The 14423-nt window shown below is 59.1% G+C and carries 12 protein-coding genes; 2 read left to right on the top strand and 10 right to left on the bottom strand.

Annotation, left to right across the window (positions count from 1 at the left end; genetic code table 11):
- The first annotated feature begins 95 nt into the window (after positions 1–95).
- Both HSW_RS06835 and dinB read left to right on the top strand, forming a co-directional pair.
- Complete coding sequence (locus HSW_RS06835) at positions 96–1022, top strand: DMT family transporter (protein WP_044001341.1); 927 nt, start codon at positions 96–98, stop codon at positions 1020–1022.
- A 90-nt stretch (positions 1023–1112) separates the two neighbouring features.
- The gene (gene dinB / locus HSW_RS06830; RefSeq protein WP_044001340.1) at positions 1113–2192 is read left to right on the top strand and encodes a DNA polymerase IV; all 1080 of its coding nucleotides are present in this window, start codon (positions 1113–1115) and stop codon (positions 2190–2192) included.
- A 69-nt stretch (positions 2193–2261) separates the two neighbouring features.
- On the opposite strand, the gene HSW_RS22615 is transcribed toward dinB, so the two are convergent.
- The 10 genes from HSW_RS22615 to HSW_RS06780 all read right to left on the bottom strand — a co-directional run bounded on the left by HSW_RS22615 (position 2262) and on the right by HSW_RS06780 (position 14108).
- Positions 2262–2588 (bottom strand): hypothetical protein, encoded by a 327-nt coding sequence (locus HSW_RS22615; RefSeq protein ID WP_052346198.1) that lies wholly within the window; start codon positions 2586–2588, stop codon positions 2262–2264.
- Positions 2589–2749: 161 nt separating this feature from the next.
- Positions 2750–3694, bottom strand: a complete 945-nt coding sequence (locus HSW_RS06820; protein ID WP_044001339.1) for a Rossmann-fold NAD(P)-binding domain-containing protein — start codon at positions 3692–3694, stop codon at positions 2750–2752.
- Between the two features lie 60 nt (positions 3695–3754).
- The gene (locus HSW_RS06815; protein ID WP_044001338.1) at positions 3755–4153 is read right to left on the bottom strand and encodes a hypothetical protein; all 399 of its coding nucleotides are present in this window, start codon (positions 4151–4153) and stop codon (positions 3755–3757) included.
- A gap of 72 nt (positions 4154–4225) precedes the next feature.
- On the bottom strand, positions 4226–7459 hold the full coding sequence (gene carB, locus HSW_RS06810; RefSeq protein ID WP_044001337.1) for a carbamoyl-phosphate synthase (glutamine-hydrolyzing) large subunit: 3234 nt from the start codon (positions 7457–7459) through the stop codon (positions 4226–4228).
- A gap of 51 nt (positions 7460–7510) precedes the next feature.
- A complete protein-coding gene (locus HSW_RS06805; protein WP_155832860.1) occupies positions 7511–7879 on the bottom strand; it encodes a hypothetical protein in 369 nt (122 codons plus the stop codon).
- A 483-nt stretch (positions 7880–8362) separates the two neighbouring features.
- On the bottom strand, positions 8363–9448 hold the full coding sequence (gene carA, locus HSW_RS06800) for a glutamine-hydrolyzing carbamoyl-phosphate synthase small subunit (protein ID WP_044001335.1): 1086 nt from the start codon (positions 9446–9448) through the stop codon (positions 8363–8365).
- A gap of 513 nt (positions 9449–9961) precedes the next feature.
- Positions 9962–11101 (bottom strand): aspartate aminotransferase family protein, encoded by a 1140-nt coding sequence (locus HSW_RS06795; RefSeq protein WP_044001334.1) that lies wholly within the window; start codon positions 11099–11101, stop codon positions 9962–9964.
- A gap of 161 nt (positions 11102–11262) precedes the next feature.
- Positions 11263–12243 (bottom strand): N-acetyl-gamma-glutamyl-phosphate reductase, encoded by a 981-nt coding sequence (argC, locus tag HSW_RS06790; protein ID WP_044001333.1) that lies wholly within the window; start codon positions 12241–12243, stop codon positions 11263–11265.
- On the bottom strand, positions 12233–13420 hold the full coding sequence (gene argG / locus HSW_RS06785) for an argininosuccinate synthase (protein ID WP_044001332.1): 1188 nt from the start codon (positions 13418–13420) through the stop codon (positions 12233–12235). Before argG ends, argC begins: the two co-directional genes overlap by 11 nt.
- A 118-nt stretch (positions 13421–13538) precedes the next feature.
- Positions 13539–14108, bottom strand: coding sequence for an N-acetyltransferase (locus HSW_RS06780; RefSeq protein ID WP_044001331.1), 570 nt, complete (start codon positions 14106–14108; stop codon positions 13539–13541).
- Positions 14109–14423 lie beyond the last annotated feature (315 nt).

Here is a 14423-nt window from a genome sequence, read left to right as displayed (position 1 = left end):
AGGCAGTTCGCGGATGAGTGGCCCGGGTCAGATATTTTGCCGCCGGCCTTCGCTATACGCGCGCCACAAAGTTCGGGCTGCTACCTTCGTTTCCAATGAAGAATTCCCTGAAGGTCCACGCGGCGCTGTTTGTGGTGGCGCTTATCTACGCCGCCAACTATAGCATCTCGAAGGACGTGATGCCGCGCTACATGGGGCCGTTCGGGCTGGTGCTGCTGCGTATTGTGGGGGCCACGGTATTTTTTGGGTTGCTGAGCCGGCTAGTGGCCCCGCAGGACCGCATCATTGGGCGGGCCGATAACCTGCGGGCCGTAGCCTGCGGCATTCTGGGTATCGGGCTGAATCAGCTGCTGTTCTTCTCGGGCCTCAACCTGACCTCGCCCATCAACGCTTCTCTTATTCAGACCATTGCGCCGGTAGTCACGGTACTGGCCTCGGTGGTACTGTTGAACGAGCGGCTAACGTTGCCCCGGCTGGCGGGCATTGCCCTGGCAGGTATTGGCGCGGCCACTATTATTCTGAGTAGGGGGCCGGTGGCGGCCGGCGGGCAGGACGGGCTGCTGGGCAACGTGTTTATTCTGCTGAATGCCACGGCATTCGGTATCTACCTGGTGCTGGTGATGCCCCTAATGCGCAAATATCACCCGTTTACGGTGCTAGCCCGCATCTTTCTGGTGGGCGCGGTGCTGGCGGTACCGGCCGGCTGGCAGCAGGTGCAGCAGCCCGATTATGCCAGCTTTCCGGCCAGCATCTGGGCTGCTATTGCGTATATGGTCATATGCCTGACTATCCTAGCCTATCTGCTCAACAACTGGGCCCTCAAGTACGCCTCGCCCTCGTTGCTGGGAGCATACATTTACCTGCAGCCGGCCCTGGCCGTATTGATTGCCGTGGCGCTGGGTAAAGACACCCTCACCCTGACCAAAGCACTTCAGGCACTGCTCATTTTTGCTGGCGTATTTCTGGTGAGCCGCAAGCCCCGGCAGCCGGAACCGGTGCCCCTGGAGCCGGTACAGGATTAGAGGCAATAATGGAGTGCGGCAGAACTGCAGCCCTGAAACACGGTTTTCCGGGCCAGTCTGCCGAACTTTGAGGGCTCCTCCTCCCCTACCGTGAACTCCGCCGAAATACGTAAAATCATTCACCTCGACATGGACGCGTTCTACGCTTCCGTGGAGCAGCGCGACAACCCCGACCTGCGTGGCCGGCCGGTGGCAGTGGGTGGCTCCCGGGCACGGGGCGTGGTGGCAGCGGCCAGCTACGAGGCCCGGCAGTTTGGGGTGCGCTCGGCCATGCCCTCCAGCACCGCGCTGCGCAAGTGTCCGGAACTGGTATTCGTGAAGCCCCGCTTCGAGGTGTACAAGGGAATTTCCCGACAGATCCGGACCATCTTCGCCGAATATACACCGCTCATCGAGCCGCTTTCCCTGGATGAAGCCTACCTTGATGTCACGGAAAACCAGAAAGGCATTGCGCTGGCAACTCAGGTGGCCCGTGAGATTCGGGCCGAAATCCTGCGCCAGACGCAGCTGACCGCTTCGGCTGGCATCAGCTACAACAAGTTTCTGGCGAAGCTGGCTTCCGACTACCGTAAACCCAACGGGCAGTTCGTTATTCGGCCCGGACAGGGCGAGGCATTTGTGGCGGAGCTGGCGGTGGGGCAGTTTCACGGCATCGGGCCGGCTACGGCGGCCCGGCTCAACCGACTGGGCATCTTCACCGGTCTGGATCTGCGGCAGCAGACGGAGGCATTTCTGCGTCAGCATTTCGGCAAGGCCGGCACGCATTATTATCTCATTTCCCGCGCCCAGGACCACCGCCCCGTACAGCCTAACCGCCTACGCAAATCTATCGGCTCAGAAACCACCTTCGAGCATGATTTGCTGACATCGGGAGAGTTGGAGGCCGGTTTGCAGCCCTGCCTGGAGGCCGTCTGGGGGCATTGCCAACGGCTGGGTCTGCGGGGTCGCACTCTCACGCTCAAGGTGAAATACGCCGATTTTCAGCAAATCACTCGCAGCCGCACGCTGATTGGGCTGGTATCCGGACCAGAGGTACTGGCGCAGGTGGCGCAGGAACTGCTGCTGGGACTGGGGCCGCTACCTAAAGGTGTCCGGCTACTGGGCGTGGCCCTATCCTCGCTCGAAACCCCGGAAGACGCAGTGGGCAAGCAACTGGCACTGTTGCTGTAAACGGGCACAAAAAAGCTCCCGGCGTTTGACGCCGGGAGCTTCTCACAGGGAATCGAGAGTCGATCCGGCTTAGTTGTTAGCCTTCATTTTCGACTTTTTCTTTTTGTCTTTGGCCTTTACGTCAGCACCCGTTGTGGTGGTTGGGCTGTACGTACCGCTGGTAGTCGACTGGGTTTCTACCGTAGTGGTAGTAGCCGGTACCGGCGTGGTTGACATGGGGGTAGTCGTAGTGGTCGACTGGTTGATGGTACCCTGGGTCGGGGTCGGCTGGCCCTGCATCGGTACAGTAGTAGCCGGCTGGGTCGTCGTGGTGTTGGTGGTAGTGGTATTGGTCTGGGCGTTAGCGGCCGAGATACCAGCTACGAGGACAGCGGCGAGGGCAAGAAACTTTTTCATAATCAGAGCAGTGGAAAGGGTGAAGCCTCAGACAGACAGGCCATTCGGATTGTCCGTGAGTAGGCCTTTAACGGGACACTGACCGTTAGGGTTCAACATTTCCGATATCTCCCCTGTAGCCTGCCCCCGACTCACTCAATAAAACCAGCCTACCCGGCCGCTTATTTCAGCATTTCGTGCAGCACCGTCTGCATGGAAATAGTGCGGTTGCCGGCCTCCTGAATGATGAGCGAGCCGGGCGCATCCAGCACCGCATCCGAAACTTCCACGTTGCGGCGCACGGGCAGGCAGTGCAGGAACTTCGCGCCGTCAGTCAGGGCCATGTGCTCTGGGGTGAGCATCCAGGCGGGGTCGTTCTGGAGCACCTGGCCGTACTGCTGGTAGCTGCTCCAGTTCTTAGCCTGCACGTAGTCGGCGCCTTCCAGCGCCTTCTGCTGGTCGTACTCGATGCGGGCGCCTTTTGTGAACTTGGGGTCCAACTCGTAGCCTTCGGGGTGGGTGATGACGAAATCCACCCAGTCGATTTCCGAGAACCAGTCGCAGAACGAGTTGGGCACACACTGGGGCAGGGCGCGCACGTGCGGGGCCCAGGTCAGCACCACTTTCACCCGCTCCTTCCGCTTGGTTTCGGCCACCGTAAGCAGGTCGGCGAAGCTTTGCAGCGGGTGTAGCGTGGCGCTTTCCAGGCTGATGATGGGCACCGTGGCGTATTGCATGATCTTCCGGAACACTTCCTCGCTGTAGTCGGCCTCACGGTCCTTGAGCGTGGGGAAGGTGCGCACGCCCAGCACGTCGCAGTACTGGCTCATCACCGCAATGGCGTCCTTGATGTGCTCCTGGGTGCCGCCGTTCATCACCGCACCATCGGCCATTTCCAGCGTCCAGGAGTCGGCCCCGGCGTTGAGCACCCAGGCCTGCGCGCCGAGATTATATGCCGCCTTCACCGAGCTGAGCCGGGTACGCAGACTGGGGTTGAAGAAGATAAGGCCGACGGTTTTGTTGCGCCCGACGTGCTGGTAGCCGTACGGGTTGGCCTTGATTTCCAGGGCTTGCTGCAACAGAGCTTTATAGTCGCCCGCGTCGGCGAAGGAGGTGAAGTTTTTCATTTGAGGAGGTGTGTGAGATGCCTGAAGAAACAGGTCTATTAAGAAATTCGAGCAAGTGGTTCAGAGAAGCGTAATCGACAGCTGGTCGTGAACTAACGAAGCTCTGAATTCCATGTCATGGCGAATGAATGTTGAATTTTCAGGTTGCTTTACTATCTTCTGCATCCATTTAACTAGTGCAGGAATCACCTGAATCTTCAACAGTTCGCTTGCCAACTTTCTGTTTTCGAAAGCAACACTGGTAGTAGAGATGTAAAAACGCTCGTACGGAACTCTGGCATTGGGTAACCAATAACGGCAGTCCAGCAGAGTCACACTCTGAGGCTGATGAGATGAACGATAAGTAAGCTGAATGGCACAATGTATACCTGCGTCGGCTAGGACCTGTTGCAGCTCTGAGGTCTTTAGCACATAGCTCTGTCCTTGCGCGGCTTTGTTTTTTTCAACTATCCACTCCATACATAAGAAAGTAGAAAGACCGTCACGCTGAGTCTGTCTCAGCATGACGGTCTGGGTTCTTCGCTCTGTTGCTTACATCGCCTTATACTCGTTCCAGCTCTTGATCTTCAGATCCTTCATTTCCAGCCTGCAGAAGGCCTGAATAAAGGCTTTGGCCAGGCGGGCATTCGTGAGCAGCGGAATGCCAAAGTCCACGGCCGTGCGGCGGATTTTGTAGTCGTTATCCAGCTCGCCTTTCGAGAGGTTCTTAGGGATGTTGATGACCAAGTCGATTTTCTTCTCCTTCAGGTAGGTCAGCACGTTGGGCTCCTGGTGGTCGTCGGGCCAGAAGAGCAGGCTGCTAGGCACGTTGTTTTCGGCGAAGAAGCGGTGGGTGCCTTGGGTGGCGTAGATCTGGTAGCCCTTCTGCACCAGCAGCTCCACGGCCGAAAGCAGCGTGACTTTCGACTTGATGGGGCCGCCGGAAATCAGCACGGTTTTCTGCGGAATCTTGTAGCCCACGCTCAGCATCGACTTCAGCAAAGCCTCCTCGGCGGTGTCGCCCAGGCAGCCTACTTCGCCGGTGCTCACCATGTCCACGCGCAGCACCGGATCGGCGCCGGGCAGGCGGGTGAAGGAGAACTGCGGGGCCTTCACGCCCACGAAGGGCAGATCGTAGACCCGCTCGCTCTCGTCGCGCGTTACGTCCTTGCCCAGCAGCACCTGGGTGGCCTTTTTGATCAGGTTATTACCCGACACTTTGCTCACGAACGGGAAGGAGCGCGAGGCGCGGATATTGCACTCAATTACCCGGATTTCGCGGTTTTTCTCCAGGAACTGGATGTTGAACGGCCCGCTGATCTGGAAGCGCTTGGCAATCTTCTCGGCAATGATTTTGAGCTTGCGCACCGTGCCCACGTACACGCGCTGGGGTGGGTAGTACATGGTGGCGTCTCCGGAGTGCACGCCGGCAAACTCCACGTGCTCGGAAATGGCATAGCTCACGATTTCGCCCTTGTCGGCCACCGCGTCCAGCTCAATTTCCTTGGCCTCCTGCATAAACTCCGACACCACCACCGGGTACTCGGCGCTTACCTCGGCGGCGGCGCGCAAGAAAGCTTCCATCTCAAACGCGTTGGACACCACGTTCATGGCCGCGCCCGACAGCACGTAGCTCGGCCGGATCAGCACGGGGTAGCCCACTTCGCCCACGAACTCAAACATGGCGTCGAGCGAAGTCAGCTCCTTCCAGCGCGGCTGGGCAATGCCCAGCTCATCCATGATGCTGCTGAACTTGTGGCGGTTTTCGGCCTCGTCGATGCGGGCCGGCGCGGTGCCCAGGATGGGCGCGTTGGCGTCGGCCAGGCGGGTGGCAAGGTTGTTCGGAATCTGGCCGCCGGTGCTCAGAATCACGCCCTCGGGCTGCTCGAACTCCAGAATGTCCATCACCCGCTCGAAGCTCAGCTCCTCGAAGTACAGCCGGTCCGACACGTCGTAGTCGGTCGAAACGGTTTCGGGGTTGTAGTTGATGATGATGGTTTTGTAGCCTTCCTCGGCGGCAGTCTGCACGGCATTCACCCCGCACCAGTCGAACTCCACCGACGAGCCGATACGGTACACGCCCGAGCCCAGCACTACCACCGACTTGTCGGCTTCGGGCTCCAGGTCGTTTTCGGTGCCGTGGTAGGTGCTGTAGAGGTAGTTGGTTTTGGCCGGGAATTCGGCCGCCAGCGTGTCAATCTGCTTGATGACGGGCAGCACGCCCAGGGCCTTGCGGCGGGCGCGCACCAGCAACTCGTCGGCTTTCACGTCGCCCTCGCCCAGCAGCTTCACGGCAATCTGCTGGTCGGAGAAACCAGCGCGTTTCACGTCGCGCAGTAGCTTGGTTTCCAGCCCGTCGAGGCCGTTGGCGCGGCCGGCGGTCAGTTGGTTACCCAGCTCGAAAATGGTGAGCAGGCGCTGCAAAAACCACAGGTCAATTTTGGTCAGCTCGTGCACCTGCTGGATGGTGTAGCCGGCCTCAAACGCGCTGTTGATGGCGAAGATGCGCTCCTCGTTCGGCTCGCTTAGGAGCTGGTCGATGGCGGCGTTGTCCAGGTCGGCCTCGGGCCGGTTGGCCACGAAGCCGCGCTTGCCGGTATCCAGCATCCGCAGGCCCTTCTGAATGGCTTCTTCGAACGATTTGCCGATGGCCATCACCTCGCCCACGCTCTTCATGGCCGAGCCAATGTGCCGGTTCACGCCCTCGAACTTGCCCAAATCCCAGCGGGGCAGCTTCACCACCACGTAGTCCAAAGCCGGCTCAAAAAATGCCGAAGTCGTCTGCGTCACGCTGTTTTTCAACTCGGCCAGCGAGTAGCCCAGGCTTAGCTTGGCGGCCACGAAGGCCAGCGGGTAGCCCGTGGCTTTGGAAGCCAGCGCCGAGGAGCGCGACAAACGGGCATTCACCTCAATCACGCGGTAATCCTCCGACACGGGGTCGAGGGCGTACTGGATGTTGCACTCGCCCACGATGCCCAGGTGGCGGATGGTTTTGATGCCGATGCTACGCAGCTTGTGGTACTCCCGGTTGCTCAAGGTCTGCGACGGGGCCACCACGATGCTCTCCCCGGTGTGGATACCGATGGGGTCGAAGTTCTCCATGTTGCAGACGGTGATGCAGTTATCGTAGGCATCCCGCACCACTTCGTACTCCACTTCCTTCCACCCCTTCAAGGATTCCTCCACCAGTATCTGGTCGGAGGTGGTGAAGGATTTCTGGGCCAGAGCGCGCAGCTCGTCCATGTTATTGGCGAAGCCGCTGCCGAGGCCGCCCAGCGCAAACGCCGCCCGCACGATGATGGGGAAACCGATTTTCTCGGCCGCCGCCAGCGCGTCGTCCATGTTGGTTACGGCCACGCTGCGGGCCGAGAGCACGCCAATCTGGTCGAGCTTCTCCTTGAAGATGTCCCGGTCCTCGGTGTCGATGATGGCCTGCACGGGCGTACCCAGCACCTGCACGTTGTATTTCTCAAACACCCCGGCGCGGTACAGGGCCACGGCGCAGTTCAGGGCCGTCTGGCCGCCAAAGGCCACCAGAATCCCGTCGGGCTGCTCCTTCTTGATAACTTCCTCCACGAAGAAGGGCGTCACGGGCAGGAAGTACACGTCGTCGGCGATGTTGTCCGACGTCTGCACGGTGGCAATGTTGGGGTTAATGAGGATGGTGCGGATGCCTTCCTCCTTCAGCGCCTTAAGGGCCTGCGAACCGGAATAATCGAACTCCCCGGCCTCGCCAATTTTCAGCGCGCCGGAACCAAGGATGAGGACTTTGTTGGGTTTGTTCATTCGAAAGGTTGGATACAGGCTACCCAGGCAGCCGTGTTCAAAGGCAGTTTTTTAGTTTAAAAACAAGGTGTCGCTCTTCACGATGTTCCATTCGCCGGAAGGCCGCTTCACCATCCAGAGTTTGAGGGCGGCATCGGCCCGTTCGCCTTTCAGCGACACCCGAAAGACGAGCGTGTCTTTACGGTTACCGATTTGATTCAGCTGGAAGTTTCGGGAGCTTACCTCGCCAATGCGACTGGTTATTCTGGGCGAGACTCGGGCCGAATTCATGGCCCTATCAATCACCTCAGCCGGCTCACCTATCACCGATTTTAAAATCATCTTCTGGCCCATTGTCTTGACGAAATAGAACCCGGCAAACGCCAATGCACCCGCCAGCAAATACCCCCAGTATTGAAAACGTCGGCTTTTCGCTTGCATCGGTGTAGGGCGTTGAGAACTTGCGGTTGACTAGTATGTGTGTGTGTGTATTTCAGAACGTCATGTTGAGCTTGCCGAAGCATCTCTACCGCTTCGTTGCAGCTAGTATTTTATGCGGCCGATAACTTTAATGGTATCACCACTTTGCATTTCAATAATCACCAACTCTTCAGAAACTGTGACAGAATTTACCTGTTCGCTTGGACCCCATTCAAAATTTCTAGTCGCGTGAAAAGCCATAACACTAGACACATTCAAGTGAATGTCTGGATTTGACGCAGTCCGTAAATGCATGTCAATTTCTCCGGCCTTCCAAACGAAATTTACCATGACCAAAGTGGCATCGTGTAAATCTTCAAATGAGGATACCATAAGTGGTTCAGGGGTAATTACTGGAATTGTGATTTTACTTTGGCAACGAAGCGGTAGAGATGCTTCGACTTCGCTGCGCTCCGCTCAGCATGACGTTCTTTTTGGCTCGTTCTACTTACCCTTCTTATACTCCGCCACCGCTTTCAAAAAGTCATCGAACAGAAACTCCGTATCCTGGGGGCCGCCGGCGGCTTCGGGGTGGAACTGGGTGGAGAAGAACGGCTTGGTTTTGTGCTTGATGCCTTCGCAGGTGCCGTCGTTGAGGTTCTCGAACAGCATATCCCACTCGGCGGGCAGCGTGGCGGTGTCTACCGCGAAGCCGTGGTTCTGGCTGGTGATGTAGCTGCGCTGGGTGCCGGTGAGCTTCACGGGCTGGTTGTGGCTGCGGTGGCCGTATTTCAGCTTGAAGGTGTCGCCGCCCGCGGCCAGGCCCATGAGCTGGGAGCCCAGGCAGATGCCGAAGATGGGCTTGTCCTGCGTCAGAGCAGTTTGCAGGTGGCCGATGGTGGCCGTGCATATTTTCGGGTCGCCGGGGCCGTTGCTCAGGAACAGGCCGTCGTAGTCGAGCTGGGTGAAGTCATAGTCCCAGGGCACCCGAATCAGCTCCACGTCGCGCTCCAGGAAGCAGCGGATGATGTTGGTTTTGGTGCCGCAGTCCACCAGCACAATCTTGTGCTGGCCCGAGCCGTAGTGCTGCACGCCCTGGGGGCTCACCTGGGCCACCAGGTTTTCCAGGTTGGGGTCGTGCAGGGGCACGTCCTGCTCGGCCACAATTTTGCCGAGCATGGCCCCCTTCTCGCGCAGCTTCTTGGTGAGCATGCGGGTATCCACCCCAAAGATGCCGGGGATGTTGTACTCCGCCAGCCAGTCGCCGAGGCTTTTGGCGGCGTTCCAGTGGCTGTGCTCCTCGGAGTAGTAGTTCACCACCAAACCGGCAATGTGAATCTTGTCCGACTCGAAAATCTTTGAAATCGACTCGTACAGCTCCTCACCCGGCACCCCGTAGTTGCCCACCATGGGGTAGGTCAGCACCAGAATCTGCCCGGCAAAGGACGGGTCGGTGAGGTTTTCGGGGTAGCCGGTCATGGCCGTGCTGAATACCACCTCGCCCGCGGCGGAGGTGAAGGCGCCGAACGACTGGCCCTGGATTTCAGTACCGTCTTCGAGGACGAGTTTTACCGATTTAGCGTTTTCCACTCTGTTATGCGAAAAAGGGTTTACTCTGATGATTGATTTTCTGCGGTAAGGCGAGCATGCAGCTGCCGGGCACGTTTCCGGAGGCGGCAGTTGCGCCTGGTCGCCCGCGCAACGCGGGTCGGAAACGGATTATCAGCGAGGCATGGGGCCAGACGTGTAGTGGAGCGCAACGGGGCTGCGGGCCGGATTTGGAACCGTCCGGATACAATTTCGGCTGGAACAGAACCGAATACCGAGGGTCTATTCCAGCCGAACAATGAGGTAAGCCAAACGGGAGAGAAAGAAACTAAATCAATCGGTCCCGCACCCTGCCACTTCCAAATGTCAGGCATCGGAAAGTCGGGCGGGCACAACTGCTGGAAGGAAAAGGGGGAGGCTGTTCTTTCAGGGAAAGAACCGGCCGGTTGCTGCGCAGGAGTCACCAATGGCAGCGGGCAGCTTATCAGAAGGGGAGCGTGGCTCGGTAACTTCAGGGTGCTACTCATTGGGGCTGCAAGTTAGGCCACAGGTCGTTTACTTTTTCACTTCGGCCGGAATTAATGCGTACAGCGCCTGCAAAAACCGGTCTACCTCGGCTTTGGTAATATTGAGCGGGGGCAGCAGGCGCAGCACCGTGGGGTCGGAGGCATTGCCCACGAAGATATGGTGCTCCGAGAGCAGCTGGTCGCGCAGGTCCTTGATGGGAAAGTCGTACTTGATGCCCACCATCAGGCCCCGGCCGCGGATTTCCTCGGCCCCGGCGTGGGCTTCCAGCTCCGTGTGCAGGTAGTCGCCCAGCTCGGCGGCGTGCTGCACCAGGTTTTCCTGCTCAATGACTTCCAGCACGGCCAGCGCGGCGGCGCAGGCCAGGTGGTTGCCGCCAAACGTGGTACCCAGCAACCCGTAGGAGGCCTTCAACTCGGGCGCAATCAGAATACCGCCGATGGGGAAGCCGTTGCCCATGCCCTTGGCCACCGAAATAACGTCGGGCCGGATACCGGCGTGCTGGTGGGCGAAGAACTTACCGCTGCGGCCGTAACCGCTTTGCACCTCGTCGGCCAGCAGCAACGCGCCGTACTGCTGGCACAGCGCCGCCAGCCCCTGCAGAAACTCATCGGAGGGCATGATGATACCGCCCACGCCCTGGATGGGCTCGATGATGACCCCGCACACGTCGCCACCCTGCAGCACCTGCTCCACTGCCGCCAGATCGTACTCCAGGAAGCTGATGTGGTGGTCGGCGTTGAAAGGCGCCACGATTTTGGCGTTATCCGTAGCGGCTACCGCGCCCGAGGTACGGCCGTGGAACGCGCCTTTGAAGGCAATGACGCGCTTTTTGCCGGTGTGGAAGGAAGCCAGCTTCAGCGCATTCTCGTTGGCCTCGGCCCCGGAGTTGCACAGAAACAGCGTGTAGTCCTCGTAGCCCGACACCCGGCCCAGCTTCTCGGCCAGCTCCCGCTGAATCGGAATCTGCACCGAGTTGGAGTAAAAGCCGATGTTGCCGAGTTGCTCGGTGAGGCGCTGCACGTAGTGTGGGTGCGAGTGCCCGATGCTGATAACGGCGTGGCCGCCGTAAAAATCCAGGTACTCCTGGCCTTTGTCGTCCCAGATTTTCGCCCCCAGCGCCTTCACGGGCGTAATGTTGACGAGCGGATACACGTTGAAAAGCTCCATGATATAGATGTGAGAGCTGAGAGGTTAGAACTTAGAAGCAAGCCTACAGAACATCCTAACAGAACGTCATGCTGAGCTTGCCGAAGCATCTCTACCGAGGGTAATCAATGGTCTTGCGAAGCGGTAGAGATGCTTCGGCAAGCTCAGCATGACGTTCTGAACTAGAACAGCCCGGCCTTCAACCCCAGCCCCGTCGTTTCGGGCAGACCGAAGATGAGGTTCATGTTCTGCACGGCCTGGCCGGAAGCGCCTTTCACCAGGTTGTCGATAACCGAAGTGATGAGCAGCTGCTTGCCGAGTTTCTGCACGTGCAGCAGGCACTTGTTGGTGTTGACAACCTGCTTGAGGTGGATTTCCGTGTCCGACACCGTGGTGAACGGGGCGTCCTGGTAGAACTGCTGGTACAGTGCGCGGGCCTCGTCCTGGGTCAACTCCGACGGCGTGTAGACGCTGGCGAAGATGCCCCGGGTGAAGTTGCCGCGGTACGGGACAAAGTGGATGTCCACGTCCAACTCGTGCTGCAGCTGCGCCAAGCTCTCCCCTATCTCACCCAAATGCTGGTGCGTGAAAGGCTTGTAGATGGACACGTTGTTGGTACGCCACGAGAAATGCACGGTTTCCGAGAGGCTCTGCCCCGCGCCCGTGCTGCCCGTAATGGCCGATGCGTGCACGTCGTCCTGGAGCTTGCCGGCCTGGGCCAGCGGCAGCAGCGCCAGCTGAATGGCCGTGGCGAAGCAGCCGGGGTTGGCAATGCTCTGGGCCTGCTGGATTTGGCTTTTGTTCAGCTCCGGCAGCCCGTACACAAACTCCCGGCCTCCAAACTCGGCGTCGGCTTCCAGGCGGAAGTCGTTGCTCAGGTCGATGACGTGGGTGGTTTCGGGTAGCGGGTTCTGGGTCAGCCAGGCCTTGGAGTTGCCGTGGCCCAGGCACAGGAACACCACGTCCTCGTCGCCCTGCAGCGCGGCCGCAAAGCGCAGCTCCGTGTCGCCCACCAGGTCGTCGTGCACCTGGTAGATAGGGTTGCCGGCTTTGGAGGAACTCACGATGCCGCCCAGCTCCACAAACTCGTGGTGCAACAGAATCCGCAGCAACTCCCCCGCCGTGTAGCCGGCCCCGCCGACGATACCAGCCTTAATTTTCATCGTTGAACGAGCCGTGAATCCGCAACTGGTTGCTGAAGATTTTGATGAAGCCTTTCGCGTCGCGCGAGTCCCAAGCGTTGTTTTCCTCGCCGTAGGTGGCCACCTTCGACTGCATCATATCAAACGGCGACTCCACGCCCAGCAGCTCAAACTGGTAGGGCTTCAGCGTCACGTATACCGTGCCCGACACCCGCTCCTGCGACGATTCCAGGAACGCCTCCATGTCGCGCATCACCGGGTCGAGGTACTGGGCCTCGTGCAGCAGCGTGCCGTACCAGTTGGCGATGTAGTCCTTGTGCAGCAGCTGCCAGCGGCTGGAGGTGTGCTTTTCCAGCAAGTGGTGGCCTTTGATGAGGATCAGCGGCGCGGGCGCCTCGAAGCCTACGCGGCCCTTGATACCCAGAATCGTGTCGCCCACGTGGGTGTCGCGGCCGATGGCGTACTGGCCGGCCAGTTCGTTGAGGGCCACAATCAGGTCCACCGGCTTCATGGCCTTACCGTTCAGGGCCACCGGCTCCCCTTTCTCGAAGGTGATGCTGATTTCCTGCGGCTCGTGCTTGCTCAGCTGCGTCGGCCAGGCCGACTCAGGCAGGCCCTGGCGCGAGGTCAGGGTTTCCACGCCGCCCACGCTGGTACCCCAGATGCCCTTGTTGATGGAGTATTTGGCTTTTTCCCAGCTCATCTCCACGCCATTGGCCTGCAGATACTCGATTTCCTGCTGGCGCGAGAGGCCCAGGTCGCGGATGGGCGTGATGATTTCGGTGTCGGGCGAAATCACCGAGAAGGCCACGTCGAAGCGTACCTGGTCGTTGCCGGCGCCGGTGCTGCCGTGAGCAATGTAGTCGGCCTTGTTCTCGCGGGCATACTCGGCCAGCGCCAGGCTCTGGAACATGCGCTCGGCACTCACGCTCAGCGGGTAGGTGTCGTTTTTGAGCACGTTGCCGGCCAGCAGGTAGCGCAGGCACTGCTGGTAGAACCGCTCGGTCACGTCAATCACCTCGTGGCGGGTGGAGCCCATTTCGTAGGCGCGCTGCTCGATGCCAGCCAGCTCCTCCTGGGAGAAACCGCCTGAGTTGACAATCACCGTGTGAACTTCCAAACCCAACTCCCGGGTCAGGTACACAACGCAATAAGACGTATCCAAGCCGCCACTGTAGGCGAGAACTACTTTTTTCATGGGGTGCTGTGTGGTGTTATTAGGCCGTCGTGGTTAGGTCGTCATTTCAATAACACGTCATGCTGAGCATGTGGCGCGTCAAGCCAGTGTCGAAGCATGACGTTCTGGTGGCTACCGATTATTGCTCCTGCGCCAGTATTTCGATGGTTTGTTGACTGAATTTGTCGTTCAGCGTGTCGTACACCATGCCGGTGCAGAGGCACATTTTCCGCTCGTTTTCCATCAGGATGCCGTAGTTTTTGCAGCTGGAGCAGCCCTTCCAGAAGTCGTCCGACTGGGTCAGTTCGGGGAAGGTCACGGGGCGGTAGCCCAACTCGTTGTTGATCTTCATTACGGCCGCCGAGGTGGTGATACCGAAAATCTTGGCCGCCGGATACTTGGTGCGCGACAGCTCAAACACTCGGTGCTTGATGGCACGGCCCAGGCCCTCCTTGCGTAGCTCGGTGTTCACAATCAGCCCCGAGTTCACCACGAATTTCGCGTCCTCGAAGGTTTCGATATAGCAGAAACCGGCTAGTTGGTCATCGATGAAGGCGATGACAGAGTCACCCTTTTCCATCTTCTTTAGCAGATAGTTAGGATCACGCTTGGCAATGCCGACGCCCCGCGTTCTGGCGGATTCGGCATACCACTGGCAAAGGGTTTCCACATACTGCGCATCGGCAGCATTGGCGACTCGTAGAATCATGGTCAGGACTCGGTTAGTGGCCGATGGTATACGGCTACAGACTCGGAAAGACAAAAAAGGAAGGGAGCAGGCGAGGCTGCGCGGGCTCCGGCGGCGGGGCCGGAAGCATCAAAAACCCGAAAGCGAGGTGGGCCCGTTGGGCCGGGGAGCGGGGCATTCCGACCGAGGGCCGGAAGAAGTCACACTGAAAGTTACACTCGGACTAAGGTCGGTTGATTCGTAAAAGGTCTCTTGGGGTGGGCTCCGGTAGGAGGACCCGGCGTCGGTTCGCGGTAGAGGCGGAACCCGGACGTACTATTGCAGCCAGCGGTTAAG

Origin of the sequence: Hymenobacter swuensis DY53 (assembly GCF_000576555.1) — a bacterium.
Lineage (GTDB): Bacteria > Bacteroidota > Bacteroidia > Cytophagales > Hymenobacteraceae > Hymenobacter > Hymenobacter swuensis.
Note: the sequence above shows the minus strand (reverse complement) of the source record. Positions and strands in the feature narration are given on the sequence as shown.

What these genes read in the sequence shown, in the direction of transcription:
- HSW_RS06835 (WP_044001341.1), top strand. Translation starts at nt 96, where the DNA reads ATGAAGAATTCCCTGAAGGTCCACGCGGCGCTGTTTGTGGTGGCGCTT.
- HSW_RS22615 (WP_052346198.1), bottom strand. Translation starts at nt 2,588, where the DNA reads ATGAAAAAGTTTCTTGCCCTCGCCGCTGTCCTCGTAGCTGGTATCTCG.
- HSW_RS06820 (WP_044001339.1), bottom strand. Translation starts at nt 3,694, where the DNA reads ATGAAAAACTTCACCTCCTTCGCCGACGCGGGCGACTATAAAGCTCTG.
- HSW_RS06815 (WP_044001338.1), bottom strand. Translation starts at nt 4,153, where the DNA reads ATGGAGTGGATAGTTGAAAAAAACAAAGCCGCGCAAGGACAGAGCTAT.
- carB (WP_044001337.1), bottom strand. Translation starts at nt 7,459, where the DNA reads ATGAACAAACCCAACAAAGTCCTCATCCTTGGTTCCGGCGCGCTGAAA.
- HSW_RS06805 (WP_155832860.1), bottom strand. Translation starts at nt 7,879, where the DNA reads ATGCAAGCGAAAAGCCGACGTTTTCAATACTGGGGGTATTTGCTGGCG.
- HSW_RS06795 (WP_044001334.1), bottom strand. Translation starts at nt 11,101, where the DNA reads ATGGAGCTTTTCAACGTGTATCCGCTCGTCAACATTACGCCCGTGAAG.
- argC (WP_044001333.1), bottom strand. Translation starts at nt 12,243, where the DNA reads ATGAAAATTAAGGCTGGTATCGTCGGCGGGGCCGGCTACACGGCGGGG.
- argG (WP_044001332.1), bottom strand. Translation starts at nt 13,420, where the DNA reads ATGAAAAAAGTAGTTCTCGCCTACAGTGGCGGCTTGGATACGTCTTAT.
- HSW_RS06780 (WP_044001331.1), bottom strand. Translation starts at nt 14,108, where the DNA reads ATGATTCTACGAGTCGCCAATGCTGCCGATGCGCAGTATGTGGAAACC.